Consider the following 16,524-nt stretch of genomic DNA (forward strand, 5'->3'; position numbering starts at 1 on the left):
GTTAAATTCTATTTTGATCTTTACAATATTTATCCAAAATTCCGTTAATGAAGATATTGGAACGGTCTGTTGCAAATACTTTTGCAATTTCAATATATTCATTGATAATAACTCTTGAAGGCGTAAAAGGAAAATTATCCAGCTCTGAAATAGCAGTTGACAAAATGACTTTATCCATTAGAGAAACTCTTTCCAGGTCCCAGTTTTCCAATCTTTCGCTTAGTTTTTTCTCATTGGCCTCCCAGTTATTCAGGGTGTCTCTGAGAAGTTTTCCGGCGAAAGTTTTATCCTCTTCATCTTTAATCATTTTAATTAAAGTTCTGCTTTCTTCATCTTCTTTCAGGAAACCTATCGTTTTCTGTACCATTGAGTTGGCGATATGGATATCATCATACCATGAAAGTTCCTTATCACTAAGATATTCCTGGAAATCATCATTCTCAGCGATATATCTTAAAAACAGTTTTCCGATAAACTTCTGATCCTCTTCAAAAGAGTACCCTTCTTCTTTCATGAAATCCTGGTAACGTTTTCCTGCTGTTATTCTCTGAAAAGTTTTTACCAATATATCATCATGCATATCCCATTTCAACTGTTTGTGCTGACCTGTGAAAAATAATCTCTCAGGATTTTCTTCCAGTTTGATCAGTACCTGATTATTGATAAATTTTTGGTTAGGGTTAATTTCAGCATCAGTTTTAAGATATTTATTCTTCCCGATTTCGATCTGGGTTTCTGCCAATTCTTTCAGAGCCACCAAAAAATTAAGCTGATAGATATAGAGATTATAGATTTTCTCTATTCCTGAGAACATGTTTTTCTCTAAAACATCAAATTTTAAAGGATTCTGATAGTATGAATACACTGTTTGTACTACTTTTTCACGGATTTGTCGTCTTCCTAACATTCAAAGAGCTTTTTATGGGTGCAAAGATACAAAAATTAAAATTGATGAAATTCGTAGTCTGTCTACATTTTTGTAAATTTGTAAAACTTTATGAAAGCGCTAAAAACCTTAAACCCTTACTTTTGGAAGCACAAAATATTATTGTTTTGGGGGTTATTATTTATCATTGCCAGTAATTTCTTCAATATCTATAAGGTCCAGTTTGTAGGAAAGTCTGTAGACGAGCTTACAAAAAGCGGAAATCTAGGCTTTAATAATCAAGTTTTGATATATGTTGCCATCATTGTAGGCTGCTCGCTTTTAACAGGATTTTTCACCTTTATGATGCGCCAGACGATCATTGTTGCCTCAAGAAGGATTGAATACGAACTGAAAAATAAGATTTACAGACATTATCAGGACCTTTCACTTACGGATTACAAACAGACTACGATCGGAGACCTTATGAACAGGTTAAGTGAAGATGTTGTTGCTGTGAGAATGTATCTTGGTCCTGGAGTAATGTATGTGGTAAATCTCGTAATACTTCTGTTAATCACCAGCATTTATATGGTGAAAACAGACGCTTCCATGACTTTGTGGACGTTATTGCCACTTCCTATTTTATCTTATATTATATTTAAGGTAAGCTCAATTATCAATCAGAAATCGAAGATTATGCAGAAAAGCCAGTCTGCGATTTCCACTTTTGTTCAGGACAGCTTTTCAGGGATCCGGGTGGTAAAGTTTTTTGCTAAAGAAAACTACATTAAGAAAAACTACGGTATAAAAGTAACGGACTATCAGAATAAAGCACTCGACTTGGCAAAAACAGAAGCCTATTTCTTCACCATTATTTTATTTGTTATCGGATTACTGAACGTAGCTGTTATCTTAATCGGCGGACAGAAATATATTGCAGGGCAATTAAGTGTCGGTAAAATTGCTGATTTCTTTATGTATATCAATATTCTGATCTGGCCATTCTCTATGGTGGGCTGGGTGACTTCGGTTAACCAGAGAGCTGAAGCTTCGATGCAGAGAATTAATGAATTCCTGGATAAAAAATCTGAAGTTATCAATACCAACTTTGAAAACTATCCTATTAAAGGGGATATTGAGTTCAAAAATGTTTCATACGTCTATCCGAATACAGGAATTAAAGCATTAGATAACTTAAGCTTTAAAATTAAAGCCGGGCAATCTCTTGCTATCATGGGTAAAACAGGAAGCGGAAAATCTACTATAGCCCTTCTGCTTTGCCGGCTTATTGATCCTACAGAAGGTGAAATATTAATTGACGGCAAAAATCTGAAAGAGCATAATCTTACCAATTACAGAAACTTTATCGGATATATTCCTCAGGAAAGTTATTTATTCTCTGATTCTATCGAAAACAATATAGGTTTTGCCATTGACCATCCATCCCATGAAAAAGTGGTGGAATATGCAAAAATTGCAGACGTTGATAAAAATATTGTTGGATTTAAAGAACAGTATAAAACACTTGTAGGTGAACGCGGTGTGATGCTTTCGGGAGGACAGAAGCAAAGAATATGTATCGCCAGAGCCTTAATTAAGGACCCGAATATCATTATTTTTGATGATTCTCTGTCTGCTCTGGATACGGAAACCGAGCAAAATATCCTTGAAAATATTGATAAAAAAATCAGCAATGCTACATCCATAATTATCACGCACAGAGAGTCTAGCGCCCAGAGAGCAGATAAAATCATCAACCTCACTGAAATTACCAATTCTGTAACCGCTTAGCGGTTTCATTCTCAATTGTTAAATAAATCATAAAAAAAATTTTGTGATTAAAAGAATTCTTTTATATTTGTTCTTAACAAGATTAAAAAATATCTAACAATGAGTGAATACAAGGAACGCCATGAAAATGAAATTTTCACGAAGGTGTTAAAAGCAGGAAGAAGAACTTATTTCTTTGATGTGCGCGAGACGAAAGCAGGAGATTATTATCTTACGATTACCGAAAGTAAAAAGAATTTCGGGGAGAATGGTGAAGCTACATTCGAGAAACACAAAATTTATCTTTACAAAGAGGATTTTAAAAGTTTCCAGGAGATGTTTAATGAATCCACAGATTTCATCATTAATGAAAAGGGTGAGGATGTAATATCAGAAAAACATGACAAAGACTTCAAAAGCAAATCATTCACAATTGATTCTGACGACGAAGTTTAAAAAAAGAATATTTCTAAAAACACAAGCATCTGAAAAAGATGCTTTTTTTGTCTTTAAGATATTCACAATAGTGTTTTTTTAAGACGTTATATAAAAAATGCCTCACAGAGAAGTTGTAATCCCAATCTGATTTTACAGTATCAGGTATAAAATAAAAAACACATTTTCAAAAGAAAATGTGTTAATTTAGGGTGAATGAGGGGTCTCGAACCCCCGACCTTCGGAACCACAATCCGACGCTCTAACCAACTGAGCTACAATCACCGTTTTGTGAGTGCAAATATAGGGAAGATTTTTTAATTACCAAACAATTCCGTCAAAATTTTTCATCGCAATGAGCTTCTCAGACGTAAATCCCTCAGCATAAGCCACTCCCGATAATCGTCCTAAATCCTGAGCACGATAAGTCAGACTTTCAAAAAAATCCTTTGTTGCAATAGGGGTAACCGGCTCATTGGAAGATGGATCATAGAACTGGGTTTTGAAGGCCATACATGCTTCAATTTTTTTATCAAGGTGTTCTGATATGTCAATAACAAACTCCGGCTTAATATCTTTCCACTGGATATAATGAAAAATATGCTTCGGCCTCCACACTGCCTGGTTTTCTCCTTCTAAAACGGTTTCAATTTTTCTAAGTCCGGATAAAAAGCACGCATCCGATACTAATTTCGCTCCTTTTGCATGGTCCGGATGCCTATCATCAATTGCATTGGCTAAAACGATTTCAGGACGGTATTTGCGGATCATTTTTACGATCGCCATCTGATATTCTTCAGAATTCACTAGAAACCCATCCTTCATACCTAAGTTTTCTCTGGCAGAAACTCCAAGAATTCTGGCAGATTCTCCTGCTTCTACTTTCCTGGTTTCATCTGTTCCACGGGTTCCGAGTTCTCCTCTTGTAAGATCTACAATAGCGCATATTTTACCTTCCGAAATCATTTTGGCAATAGTTCCGCCACATCCCAGCTCTACATCATCAGGATGGGCTCCGAAAGCAAGTATATCTGTTTTCATCTGTTCTTTCTATTTTAATTTGTCAAATGGAACGCCAATAACTTTTCCTGTATTTTCGAATTTTAACCCGGGGCGTTTCATATTTTCAAAGATAAGACTAAAAATAAAAACTTCCCAAACAGTGAGAATGGGAAGTTTTAATATCTATAATTTAAATTTTAAATTACTTATTGATTTCTGCATTTAATTTTACAGCATCCTGGTAAGTAGGATCAAGCTGTAAAGATTTAGCAACATAATCTTTAGCTTTTGCAAGATCAGTATCTTTATTCATATACGCTACTGCAAAGTAAGCATAGGCTAAAGTCTGCTTGTTAGCTTCCTGATCGGCAGGTTTTACTGTGCTGATGAATTTTTCGTACGCAATTTTCGCAGCATCATTATTTCCTGCCTGCTGATAGGAATACCCCTGGCTGTAATAAGCCGGAGCCCAATCAGGAAGAAGTGTACTCATTTTCTGCCATGTCAGTACTGCACCATTCCAGTTCTTGGCATCCTGGTAAGCAGTTGCCAACTTAAACAGAGAGTCTGAATCCTGTGGGTTAGCAGCCACTTTCTTTTTCAATGCTTCAATTTCCGGCGTCGACGGCCCTTTTTCTGCTTCAGCCTGAGAAGCTCCTCCTCCGGCAATATTGGCAAGTTCCATATCCCACTTCATTGTTTCATCTTTAGCAGCTTTAGCAATAGCAATCTTCTGCTGTGCTTCTGTTGTTAAAGCTGTCTTTTTAGCAACATCGGTTTCAGTTTTTGCCAGTCCAGCAGCGATAAGTCCCTGAAGCCCCTGGTCAGCAGGCTGTATTCTTGTTTTTTCAGCCTGAGATACAAATGTATCCATATTCTGTTTTGCTTCAGCATAGTTTCCGTCCGCATAAGACTGGTAAGCTCTTAACTTAAATTTGATAGGATCATCAATTTTATCAAAGATCTTGTCCAATACGTTTTTAGAATTTGCATAATCTTCATTTGTGAAGTATAGCTTAGCAATTTCTAACTGTGTATATGGATCTTCATCAGCATATTTTGTATAGTTGATAAGGTCTTGTGTTGCTTTTGCATTCTCCTGATATCTGATATCATAAGAAGCTAAAGCTTTGTAAGCAGGAGCATAGGTTGGGTCTACACCAATTGCTTTGTCAATGCTTTGTTTAGCTTGCTGCCATTGTTGTGCTGCCATCCATAAGGTAGCCATTCTTGTATAAACTGATGCTTTATTTTTAGCTAAAGGAAGCGCTTTGTCATAAGCAGACATTGCTTCACCCGGTGCTCTTTTTATTCTGTAAGCATCTCCAAGAGTATAGTAGTAGTGAGCAGGAACTCCTTTTTTCTCCGCTTTTTCAATAGCCTTATTCAGGAACTGAATAGCAGGATCCGGAGCATTGTTTTTCTCAAATAAAGTTAAAGCTTCCGCCGCTCTGAATAATACTTCAGCATCTTTTTCTCTGGAATCTGCTACAATTTTCTGAATTTCAGCAATGGCACTTTTATCACCTTTACCTAATTTTACAGTAGCCAAGCCTATTTTGTTAAGGTAGCTTTTATTATCAGCAGCTAAACCTTTATTAAAGCTTTCTATAGCTTTAGCATAATCAGGCTCACCCTGCTTCAGGTAAGTATTTCCTAAATAGAAGTAATTTTCTGCTGTAGGTGCTTTGGCAACCATTTCTGTAAAATTGGTTTTAGCCTGTGCATACTTGTCACTGTCTATACTGTTAATACCATCCTGCAGTGTCTGTGCAGTGGCAAAACCGGAAAAAAATACTACGGCTGCACCAAAAGCAATTTTCTTTACATTCATAATCATTATATCTTTCATTTTATATTTTCTATATTTCGAGTTATATGCTCCACAATTTTCAGACCAAAATACTATTTTTATAAGGGGTCTCTATTTTTTTAATATTTTTTAACGCATCTGTACTTCTCTTTTGTATATATTATAGGGCTGCAAACCTTCTTTTTCTACAATCATCTGGCCCAGCTGCGTGCATGAATATCTGATAAATCCGTTAGCTATATTAAAGTTTCCTTCATTTGTTAAAAAATAGAGAACACGTGTAAATGGGTATTTCATTTCACGAAGACCGTTATTATCCGGAGTGTATAACTTTCCTTTATCTTCTATAGGAAGAACTTTCACTATATCTCTCAGCTTTTCAGATACTTTATCGTAAGGTCTACTGAATGTATTCAGGCCTATAACTCCTATTTTATCCGGATATTTCCCTAATTCTTCTACAATATTCTGGTTCCCCGGAATAATGGAAAATTTAAGGTCTTTTGGCTGTTTATTCAGTTTCTGTGCAACAAAGTTCAGATTACTTGAATTTGTTCCGTCAAAAATGAAATTTTTAGCATCTGATGCTAATCCACTCTTGATTTCATCCATTGAAATACTCTGTTTCGGCGAATCTTTAGGAACAACAAATACAACCGCATCTGCAGCGAATCTGGCAGGAAGAAATTTGAGGTCTACCTGTTCTTCATATGCTTTTTTCTCTTCAGGAGTAAGATCTCTGGACATTACTGTTATTCTTGCTTTATCTTTCAACAGATCAAGAAAAGCCAAATCTTCTTTTTGGGTTACTATTTTGATGCGGGTTTCCGGATAATTGATCATATATCCGTCTGCCAGTGCTTCGGTAACGCTTTTAAAAGACTCATCAGTAAGTATGGTAAGATCTCCTTTATGATAAGAAGGTGATTTATCTTCTTTTTTGCAGCCTAGTGCAATGATGCTCATCATAGAAAGCAACGCAATTTTCAAACTACTCCTCATTTCCTGAATCTTTAATTCTTGTCACTGCTCTATAGATTCTAAATATTCCATAAAGAATAAGCACTGCACCCATCGCATAAGCAATGGCAGGCTCCAAAATCGTAAAGAAGAATTTGTAGATAATAACTACAATTCCCAATACGATATAAAATAATCCTGTCACTAAGGATAACCAATTGAACATCATGTAACAAAAATACCAAAAAAAATAAAAAAGAGAAGCATATGCTTCTCTTTTTATTTATAAGTTGAATAAATAAGTCTTATTCAAAGTTCATAGTAAATGGTACGCTATAGTAAGATCTTACACTTTCTCCGTTTCTTTTCGCAGGAGTCCATTTTTTAAGTTTCTTAACTACACGCATTGCTTCACTGTTAAAGTCGCTATTTGGAGATTTCTCTTCAATAGTAACTCCGGAAACCGTTCCGTCTCTTTCTACAACGAACTTAAGCTTAGCCTTAAGTGTACCTTCACCTCCTTCCATTAGAGAAGTATCAAAATTTTCCCCAAGATATTTTCTCAGCGCTGCCATACCTCCAGGGTATTCTGCAGACTGGTCTACATCTTTGTAGATCTCATTAGGGTTGTTTGTTTTTACTTCCGCTGTACTGGCTTTATTACCGGTAGATGGCGGTGGTGGCGGTGGCGTATAAGCCGGAGCTTTTACCCCTTCCTGATTATTCAGACCAGTCGTCGTTTCTAACTGCTTAGAAATTGGTGGCGGTGGTGTTTCAATCTTAGGAGCTTTTACAGGCTCAGGAACCACGTTCTGAATAACCTCAATTTTCTCCTCTTCTTTTGGAGGAGGTGGTGGAGGTGGTTCTTCTTCTTTTGGCTGCTCAATAATTGGATCTTCTTCAATAATGTTTACTAAATCTGCCTTCACTTCTTGTTTAGGTGGTTCAGTAAGTCTCTTAATTGTAAGATAAATAAAAGGAGACAAAGCCGCAACCAGGAATAATGCCGTTCCGACAATAAAAGATTTTGTCAGAAGTCTTGGATACTGATGTCTAAGATCATAGGCACCATATTCCTTGTTTCTATTTTCAAATACAATCTCATCTAAAGTAAGATTCTGATTGTATACATTTTCATCTGCCATAGATATGCAATTTTATGGTTAAATTACTTTGTAGCTGGTGCAGCCGGAGCTCCATTATTCCCAACTTTTCTATCATAGATAGCTTTTTCCCAAGGCTTCACATCGGTTACCCCGTACTGCTCGCTTTTGGTAATGGCCATTTCGTCAAGAATATCTACAAAGTTCTTATATACAGCATCGTCAGTAGGCTTAATAATAACAGTAAATTTTGTTTTATCTACAGCGCCTGCTTTTGCTTTCTCAATTATTTTTCTAATCCCCTCTCTATCGTAAGTAGTCTCGTTAAGATTCTGATCAGTTAAAGATGTAGGATCCTGCTGATGCCAGAAAATCTTATTGTCTTTACCCAATAATAAAGAAATTGAGTTAGAGAGTTTAATTTCTGTTGGAGGTGGTTTCGGCTGATCCTCTTTAGGTTTTGCCGGAAGTCCCAAATCCATTACATTCGGTTTACTGAATGTGGTTGTGAACATAAAGAAGGTTATCAATAGAAACCCCAAGTCCACCATTGGAGTCATATCGACTCTGGTATTCTGCTTCTTGGAACGTACCTTGCCGCCTTTGCCGCCTTTTTCCTGTACTTGTACTTCTGCCATTTCTAAATGATATTATTGTTTACCTTCTTGTGATGTAATCAACCAGAATTTAAGAAAATCAATATCTCTTAAACCTTCAAATAGGCTTTTAACTTTAGGATACTCAGTTGTAACATCTCCTTTGATTGCTAATTTGTAATCAGGATTTACGCTCAAACTTTGTTTTACCCACTCTATTAACTGCTTATTTGTACTATCCATAGGAATCCCTGTAGGACTCTTAAAGCTTTTCTGCTCCTCATCTGACAAATCGAGATAGCCTTTCAGTTGGTTCATTGGAACCCCAATCGCTTGTACTTTTTGAAATGCAACTTTTTCTTGGTTGGTAAAAGTCATATTATACTTTTGACCCATTTTTTCTAAAAGCTGTAATCTCTCTGATGCATTTTCTACCGGCTGAAAATAGAATTTTCCGTCCGGAGTCGCGTTGATGGTCATCAAACTTGCATCAGGAAGTAACTTCTCTGATATTGAAGATGGCGGTTTAATCTGCTCCACGTCAGGTTTTTTAAACTGAGTGGTCAATATAAAGAATGTAAGTAGTAGGAAGGCAACGTCACACATTGCCGTCATATCCGTCACTACACCATGTCTTTTTGGTTTGACTCTCGCCATTGTTTTGAATTATTTTAAATTAAACTTCTTTTAATTGGAATGCAAATTCCTTGCTATAAATTCAATTCTTAGTTGAATTCAGCAAAAGACTGCTGGATGCTCATAGCGATCTCGTCGATCTTATAAGTTAATCCGTCAATTTTAGAAGTAAAGTAATTGTAAAGGATAATCGCGATAGCTGAAGTACCAATACCTAATGCCGTGTTGATCAAGGCTTCAGAGATACCTGTAGAAAGTGCAGCAGCATCTGGAGTACCACCACCTGAGCCTAATGCGAAGAATGCTTTGATCATCCCGATTACAGTTCCTAAAAGTGCGATTAGTGTAGCTACAGTACCTAAAGTAGAAAGAATCATCATGTTCTTTTCAAGCATTGGCATTTCAAGAGTAGTAGCTTCTTCGATAGCTTTGTTAAGAGCTACCATTTTTTGCTCTTTATTTAATGTAGTATCATGAGAAAGTGCTTTGTAAGTAGTAAGACCTTCTTTCACTACGTTACCTACAGATCCTTGTTGTCTGTCACACTCTTCTAAAGCTTCATCAATTTTGTTTTGATTCAATAAGCTTCTTACCTGTACTACGAAGTTGTCTAAGTTTCCTTTTCCAGCAGCTTTACCTAGTACGAAATATCTTTCAAAAGAGAAAACGATTACTGTGATCATGAAAGTAATCAAGATTGGTACGATAACCCCTCCTTTGTAGATAATACCTAAAAACGATTCTGGGTGAATGTCTTTTCCTTCAACACTTGAGAAAGCTACAGATCCGCCACCTAGCTTTTCTGCGTCCTTAAAGTTTCCTGGGTTCCCAAGAACAAATAAATAAATACAAACTCCTATAACGAATAAAATAGGAATAATAACAGCCGGGTTTAAACCTCCTGCTTTTCTAGCAACTACTTGCTCATCATTTTTTGAAACATTCATTTCCATATTTAACTAAATTATATTGTTTTAAAATTTTACAGGGTGTAAATTAAAGGCAAAATTAATTAAAATGCAAGAGTCTTAAATAAACATTTTGCATTTTTCTGATAAAGAAAATTTAATACGATTTCGATATAATAATAATTTTAAATTATTTTATTTATTTTTCTCAATTTTAACGTTTGAGTTAGAAATTTAAAAAAATAAGACCCCCATTTTTTTTAATTTGCCAATGTTAACTTTTTTTTAAATTACGATATTCACAATACGGTGATGCACGACGATGATTTTTTTAGGTGTTTTACCCTCCAAAATCGGCTGCATTCTTTCATCCGAAATCACCAAATCTTCCACTTCCTTGGCCGATAACTGAGCAGAAAGTGAAATTTTGAACTTCATTTTACCGTTTACACTTACCGGATATTCAATTTCATCTTCTACAAGGTATTCTTCGTTCAATACCGGGAATTTTTCAAACTCAACAGATTCTTTATTCCCCAGCAGACTCCAAAGCTCTTCACAGATGTGTGGTGCGTATGGAGAGATGATAACGGCTAATGGCTCTAAAATATTGCGTTTGTTGCATTTTATTTTTTGCAGTTCGTTTACAGCGATCATAAATGAAGATACAGAGGTATTGAATGAGAAGTTCTCAATGTCATAAACCACCTTCTTTATTAAGGTGTGCAAAACTTTATATTCTGCTTTTGTTGGCTCTTCATCAGACACTTCAAAAGTATCTCCGTTGAAATACAGGTTCCAGAATTTCTTCAGGAAACCGTAGACTCCGCTTAACCCTTGTGTATTCCAAGGCTTGGACTGCTCCAATGGTCCCAGGAACATTTCATACAGCCTTAATCCGTCTGCTCCGTATTCTTCACAGATATCATCAGGATTTACAACATTATATTTAGACTTGGACATTTTTTCTACTTCACGGTCTGTGATGTATTTTCCGTCTTCCAGAATAAATTCTGCGTTGGCATAATCCGGTCTCCAGGCTTTGAAAGCTTCAGTATCCAATTCATCAGAGGTTCCTTTCAATAAGGATACATCAACATGAATCTTTTGAGTCTGGTAATTACCGGCCAGGTTTTTAGAAACATATTGATTAGTTCCGTCAATTCTGTATACAAATGCACTCATTCCTAAAATCATCCCCTGGTTGATCAGCTTCTGAAAAGGTTCATCCTGATTGATGTATCCTCTGTCTTTTAAGAACATGTTCCAGAAACGGGAATATAATAAGTGACCGGTTGCGTGCTCGCTTCCTCCGATGTATAAATCTACCTGTCCCCAATAATCACTTAGGTCTTTATTGGCAAAAACCTCATCATTGGAGGAATCCATATACCTAAGGAAATACCATGAGCTTCCTGCCCAACCCGGCATGGTAGATAATTCTAACGGGAATACCGTTTTATCATCAATCAGATCTGTAGAAACCACTTTTTGACTGGCTTCATCCCAGGCAAATACTTTGGCGTTTCCTAATGGCGGATCTCCGTCTTCTGTCGGTAAATATTTCTCAACTTCCGGAAGTTCCAGCGGCAAAGCAGAAACCGGAAGCGTGTAAGGCATTCCTTCCTTATAATATATAGGAACCGGTTCGCCCCAGTAACGCTGTCTTGAGAAGATAGCATCACGCTGTCTGTAATTAGTTGTTCCATGGCCAATTCCTCTGCTTTCTATTTCAGCAATTATTTTTGATTTGGCATCATTATAATTTAATCCGTTTAAGAAATCAGAGTTTACACAGACTGAATCTTTGGAGTCGAAAGATTTTTCCTGAACATCTTCTTCGGTATCCACTACCTTTTTAATATTCAGATTAAATTTCTTTGCAAATCGGTGATCACGTTCGTCATGTGCAGGAACGGCCATTACAGCGCCTGTTCCATAGCCCATTAATACATAATCTGAAATATAGACAGGCATTTTCTCTCCGCTAAAAGGATTGACAGCATAACTTCCCGTAAAAGCACCGCTCACGTTTTTCACATCAGCCATTCTGTCTCTTTCCGTTTTTTTGGAAGTTTCCTCTATATAAGAATCTACTTCTGCTTTCTGAGCTTCTGTAGTAATAGCATTGACCAAAGGGTTTTCGGGAGCCAGTACCATAAATGTCGCTCCGAAAATAGTGTCAGGTCTGGTTGTAAATACTTCGATAATCTCATTGTGTCCTTCTACCTGGAACTGAACCTGCGCTCCCTGGGATTTCCCAATCCAGTATTCCTGGGCATCTTTAAGAGGCTGCGGCCAGTCTAATGTATTTAATCCCTGCAATAATCTTTCAGAGTAGGCAGAAATTCTCATGCTCCACTGCATCATTTTCTTTTGGAATACAGGGAATCCTCCTCTTTCGGATTTTCCGTCTTTTACCTCATCATTTGCCAATACGGTTCCTAAAGCAGGACACCAGTTTACGGTAGTTTCTGCTCTGTAAGCCAGACGGTAGTTGAGTAAAACATCTTCTTTATCAAGGTCTGAAGAATCTTTCCATTCTTCTGCCGTAAAGTTTAATTCGTCGTTTTGATTGGCATTTAATCCTTCAGTTCCTTTTTCTTCAAAATGCTGAATTAATGTATTGATGGATTCTGCTTTATCCGTATTTTTATTGTACCATGAATGATACAGCTCGATAAAGATCCACTGCGTCCACTTATAATAGGATGCGTCTGAAGTTCTCACCTCTCTGCTCCAGTCGAATGAAAAACCGATCTTTTTCAGCTGCTCCTCATATCTGTTGATATTCTCCTCAGTAGTAACCGCCGGATGCTGTCCTGTCTGGATTGCATACTGCTCTGCAGGAAGACCGAAACTGTCATACCCTACCGGATGAAGAACATTAAACCCCTGATGTCTTTTGTATCTCGCATAGATATCTGATGCAATATATCCCAGCGGGTGCCCCACATGAAGCCCTGCCCCGGATGGATACGGAAACATATCGAGAACATAAAATTTAGGTTTGTCTGTGTTATTAGAGGTTTTGTAGGTCTGATTTTCCTCCCAGTACTTCTGCCACTTTTTTTCTATCTGCTGATGATCGTAAAACACTTTATTATAGATATTAGATGTTAAATAATTAGATGTTAGATTTTTCACTCCCATTCTAATGTTCACAAAAATAATGATTTTAAAAGAAATGGAAATTTTAATTTTTATTAATCACAAATGTGTTCAATAAAAAATCTCATCCGGAGATGAGATCTGTATTTAGGGATAATATGTATATTTATTTACTGAGGAATTCTCTTCATTGTAAATGTTCTTGTTTTATATACAGTAGGATCCTGAGTCTCTTCTCTTAGGGCCAGGTTTAAGGTTGTGTCATCGAGGGTAACTATTTTCCCATTAACCGGCTCTACAATTCCCTGAAATTTGAGCACTACAGTTTTCGCACTTCTATCATACGTATAGGTGAAATTCTTGTCTGACGTAATAGCACATTGTGGAGTTGTACCAATTTCTCCCCAATCAGTTCTTTTTCCGGATGCCTCAGTATTGAATCTCCATCTGGACTCTTTCTGGCAGTCGGTATATGTAATAAGATCGGAAACAGGGTCTTCGCCCACCTCTACAGTGGTAACCACTTCTTTGAACGGCTGCCATACACCTACAAGAGGATATTCCATCTCATTATCGCCATCATCATTACATCCTGTAGCTACAAATAATGATAAACCTGCAAATAGTAATGCTAATTTCTTCATATATAAAATTTTCAAGGCCTAAAATTATAATTTTTTTGATTTATAACCTCATTTTTTGTGAAAAATAATTTTGATAAAGTATATTTCTGAAAAATTTAGAGTATTAACGCTCAAAACAGCCATTATTTAACAAAATATTGAATCCCGGTTTTCTCCTCTATCTATTAAAAAAACTATTTTTGCAGAAAGAAACAAAAATGCAGAGTATAACGAAAAATAATTTTGACTTCATCCGTGTTCTCCTTGCTTTCATTGTCTTTGTAGGACATTTGGGGGCTTTAAGTGAATCCAGCCAGCTTACTTTCTTAACACACAGCCCTGTAGAAGTTGCCGTTTTTTCGTTTTTTGTTGTCAGCGGATTCCTTATCGCAAGGAGCTATGAGAGATCTTCCAGTCTGAAAAGCTATGCAAAGAAAAGATTCAACAGGATCGTTCCTGCCTATTTACTGGTTGTATTTCTATGCACTGTTCTTCTGAGCCTGGTAAGTACCCTGTCTTTTTCTGATTATTTTGGGAACGTACAGGTTTATAAATATTTTTTCTGGAATTCAATTTTCATGAATTTCATGGCCCCTTCCCTTCCAGGAGTATTCGGAAATGAGGCGGTCAACGGTGCACTTTGGACCCTTAAGATTGAGATGTGCTTTTATGCTGCTGTTCCACTGATCTTTTTATTATTCGGAAAAAATAACAAATACAGGGATATCAGCCTGATCGTTCTGTATTTTCTCTCTCTGATATTTCTTAATTATTTTGAAATGACCGGAAAAGCTGCCATTTCCAGACAGCTGCCAGGTTCACTGTGCTATTTTATCGGTGGAATGCTGATTTATTTTCATTTTGAAAAGTTCATTAAGTATAAAAATATCCTCTTTATTATTGCCATCATAACAGTTTGGATAGACCTGATCATAAATATCAGGTTATTCTCTCCTATTATGATCAGCATTATCGTGCTGTATATTGCCTATTCGCTCAAATTCCTGAACAATTTCGGAAAATACGGAGATTTCACTTACGGTATTTATATATTCCACTTTCCTATTATCCGGGTATTTGCTACGCTTGGACTTTTTGCCAGCTACAATCCTTTTTTCATGAGTTTTGTGTGTATGCTGGTTGTTATTGGAGTAGGAATTGCATCGTGGCATCTTTATGAGAAAAAATTTTTATAATTTTACCCCAGTAAAAATGCAAATGAAAGACCTGGTCTCCATCATCACTCCCTGTTATAATTCTGCCGAATTCATCGAAGAAACGATACAATCTGTTCTAAACCAGACCTATGACAACTGGGAATGGCTGATCACTGATGATCTTTCCAAAGATAATACCGTAGAAATTATAAAAAAATACAATGATCCAAGGATAAAATTACAGGTCCTGGAGAAAAACGGCGGTGCCGGAAATGCAAGGAACAACAGCCTGGAAAGGGCTACAGGACGATATATTGCGTTTCTGGATTCGGATGACTTCTGGTATCCTGACTATCTGGAAACAATGACTGATTATATGCAGGAAAACAATGCAGAACTGGTCTACTGCAATTATTCAAGGTGTAATGAGCAGCTACAGCCTGTTTTAAAAGACTTTCTGGCAGACAAGGTAGTCACCTTCTCCAATCTATTAAAAACCTGCAGACTGGCTCCGGTTTCTACTATGTACGACACCAAAAGGGTTGGAAAGTTTTTATTTCCCATAAAAAGCAAGCGCGAAGATCATGTCATGTGGCTGAATCTTTTAAAAGTAATTCCTGAAGGAATGCCCATCAACAAAACCCTGGCAAAATACAGAATGCGTGAGAACAGTGTTTCCCGCAAGAAAAAAAACATCATCAAGGATCAGTACCTGGTCTATAAAGACTTCATGAAGTTTTCTACTGTAAAATCTTTGTATTATACAGCTAATTGGGCCATTAACGGTTTTCTGAAATATTCTAAAATTTTCAATTAATGGAATATTCAAAAGAATTTAAAGCGGCCTTAAGTGCTTTTTCCAGTATAGAAAAAGACCGGCTTATTTTCAGATTGCTGAAAAAGGATAAGCTTTTGTCTAAAAAGCTGTATTTCGAACTGATCGATCAGGAAACTACGGATGATAAGAGGAATGCAATGGAAGAGCATGTTGCAGAACAGGTTCTTCTGGCCTCAAAATATGTTGGAAACGCCAAATATTTTCTTACCGTTATCCGAAAGCTGAGCGCAGAAATAACGGAACATATCAAAATTACAACGGATAAATTCGGGGAAGTTTCGCTGAATCTTTTACTGGTGAACAGAATACTGGATTCCAACAGTGATTTCAGCAGACAGCGATTTGATAATGTGTACAAGCTCTACATTTATATTATTAATAAAGTGTTTAAATCGCTGGTATTAACGAAAAAACTGGACGAAGATTACTGGATGGAAATCGATGAACTTCTGAGAGAAACACAAAGCAAGATCTTAGAAAACAATTATCTGCAAAAACTTTGTATCAATAATGGCTTAGATTTCAACTGGTTTGAAGCCGAAAAAATTCCGGAAGACATAGATCAGATCATGAAAGATATCAAAAGTCAGGGATTTTTACGATAATGTGAGAGAAAAAGATTCGAACGTCAGGCACGACTGTTCTTAGATTAAGATTAAGATTGAGATTAAGAAACCGTCAATAGTCAATTTGGCTACGCAAGT

Annotated in this window: 16 protein-coding genes and 1 tRNA gene; 5 read left to right on the forward strand and 12 right to left on the reverse strand. The window is 36.6% G+C overall.

Annotated elements, in window-relative coordinates:
• Nucleotide 1: 1 nt before the first annotated feature.
• Nucleotides 2–907, reverse strand: coding sequence for a transcription antitermination protein NusB (locus J4Q03_RS02010; RefSeq protein WP_426046553.1), 906 nt, complete (start codon nt 905–907; stop codon nt 2–4).
• Nucleotides 908–997: 90 nt separating this feature from the next.
• Here J4Q03_RS02010 and J4Q03_RS02015 point away from each other — a divergent pair, with 90 nt between their 5' ends.
• A complete protein-coding gene (locus J4Q03_RS02015; RefSeq protein WP_426046554.1) occupies nt 998–2,659 on the forward strand; it encodes an ABC transporter ATP-binding protein in 1,662 nt (553 codons plus the stop codon).
• A gap of 99 nt (nt 2,660–2,758) precedes the next feature.
• Nucleotides 2,759–3,094: a DUF3276 family protein gene (locus J4Q03_RS02020; protein WP_034701927.1), complete on the forward strand. Its 336-nt coding sequence runs from the start codon at nt 2,759–2,761 to the stop codon at nt 3,092–3,094.
• A gap of 189 nt (nt 3,095–3,283) precedes the next feature.
• Here J4Q03_RS02020 and J4Q03_RS02025 read toward each other — a convergent pair.
• From J4Q03_RS02025 to J4Q03_RS02075, 11 genes are all read right to left on the reverse strand, one after another.
• Nucleotides 3,284–3,359, reverse strand: a tRNA-His gene (locus J4Q03_RS02025).
• 35 nt (nt 3,360–3,394) lie between these two features.
• Nucleotides 3,395–4,114: a bacillithiol biosynthesis deacetylase BshB1 gene (gene bshB1, locus J4Q03_RS02030; RefSeq protein WP_426046555.1), complete on the reverse strand. Its 720-nt coding sequence runs from the start codon at nt 4,112–4,114 to the stop codon at nt 3,395–3,397.
• A 163-nt stretch (nt 4,115–4,277) separates the two neighbouring features.
• Entirely contained in the window at nt 4,278–5,927 is a 1,650-nt protein-coding gene (locus J4Q03_RS02035) for a tetratricopeptide repeat protein (RefSeq protein ID WP_426046556.1), read from the reverse strand.
• Between the two features lie 90 nt (nt 5,928–6,017).
• Nucleotides 6,018–6,890 (reverse strand): PstS family phosphate ABC transporter substrate-binding protein, encoded by an 873-nt coding sequence (locus J4Q03_RS02040; protein WP_426046557.1) that lies wholly within the window; start codon nt 6,888–6,890, stop codon nt 6,018–6,020.
• Nucleotides 6,880–7,077, reverse strand: a complete 198-nt coding sequence (locus J4Q03_RS02045; RefSeq protein WP_111955508.1) for a DUF308 domain-containing protein — start codon at nt 7,075–7,077, stop codon at nt 6,880–6,882. Before J4Q03_RS02045 ends, J4Q03_RS02040 begins: the two co-directional genes overlap by 11 nt.
• Before the next feature lie 76 nt (nt 7,078–7,153).
• Entirely contained in the window at nt 7,154–7,993 is an 840-nt protein-coding gene (locus J4Q03_RS02050; RefSeq protein ID WP_426046558.1) for an energy transducer TonB, read from the reverse strand.
• Between the two features lie 23 nt (nt 7,994–8,016).
• A complete protein-coding gene (locus J4Q03_RS02055) occupies nt 8,017–8,589 on the reverse strand; it encodes an ExbD/TolR family protein (protein WP_426046559.1) in 573 nt (190 codons plus the stop codon).
• A gap of 12 nt (nt 8,590–8,601) precedes the next feature.
• A complete protein-coding gene (locus J4Q03_RS02060; protein ID WP_426046560.1) occupies nt 8,602–9,204 on the reverse strand; it encodes an ExbD/TolR family protein in 603 nt (200 codons plus the stop codon).
• Nucleotides 9,205–9,272: 68 nt separating this feature from the next.
• Nucleotides 9,273–10,136 carry a MotA/TolQ/ExbB proton channel family protein gene (locus J4Q03_RS02065; RefSeq protein ID WP_426046561.1) on the reverse strand — a complete coding sequence of 288 codons (864 nt, stop codon included), beginning with the start codon at nt 10,134–10,136 and terminating at the stop codon, nt 9,273–9,275.
• A gap of 240 nt (nt 10,137–10,376) precedes the next feature.
• Nucleotides 10,377–13,190, reverse strand: a complete 2,814-nt coding sequence (gene leuS / locus J4Q03_RS02070; protein ID WP_426046650.1) for a leucine--tRNA ligase — start codon at nt 13,188–13,190, stop codon at nt 10,377–10,379.
• A gap of 182 nt (nt 13,191–13,372) precedes the next feature.
• On the reverse strand, nt 13,373–13,846 hold the full coding sequence (locus J4Q03_RS02075; protein ID WP_426046562.1) for a lipocalin family protein: 474 nt from the start codon (nt 13,844–13,846) through the stop codon (nt 13,373–13,375).
• A gap of 197 nt (nt 13,847–14,043) precedes the next feature.
• Here J4Q03_RS02075 and J4Q03_RS02080 point away from each other — a divergent pair, with 197 nt between their 5' ends.
• From J4Q03_RS02080 to J4Q03_RS02090, 3 genes are read left to right on the forward strand one after another with little or no spacing between them, the layout of a single operon-like run.
• A complete protein-coding gene (locus J4Q03_RS02080; protein WP_426046563.1) occupies nt 14,044–15,021 on the forward strand; it encodes an acyltransferase family protein in 978 nt (325 codons plus the stop codon).
• 22 nt (nt 15,022–15,043) lie between these two features.
• A complete protein-coding gene (locus tag J4Q03_RS02085) occupies nt 15,044–15,799 on the forward strand; it encodes a glycosyltransferase family 2 protein (RefSeq protein WP_426046564.1) in 756 nt (251 codons plus the stop codon).
• Nucleotides 15,799–16,425 carry a deoxyuridine 5'-triphosphate nucleotidohydrolase gene (locus J4Q03_RS02090; RefSeq protein ID WP_426046565.1) on the forward strand — a complete coding sequence of 209 codons (627 nt, stop codon included), beginning with the start codon at nt 15,799–15,801 and terminating at the stop codon, nt 16,423–16,425. The genes J4Q03_RS02085 and J4Q03_RS02090 overlap by 1 nt, the downstream gene beginning before the upstream one ends.
• The last annotated feature ends 99 nt before the right edge of the window (nt 16,426–16,524 follow it).

The organism is Chryseobacterium sp. NFX27 (assembly GCF_049887855.1).
In the GTDB taxonomy this organism is placed as follows: Bacteria; Bacteroidota; Bacteroidia; order Flavobacteriales; family Weeksellaceae; genus Chryseobacterium.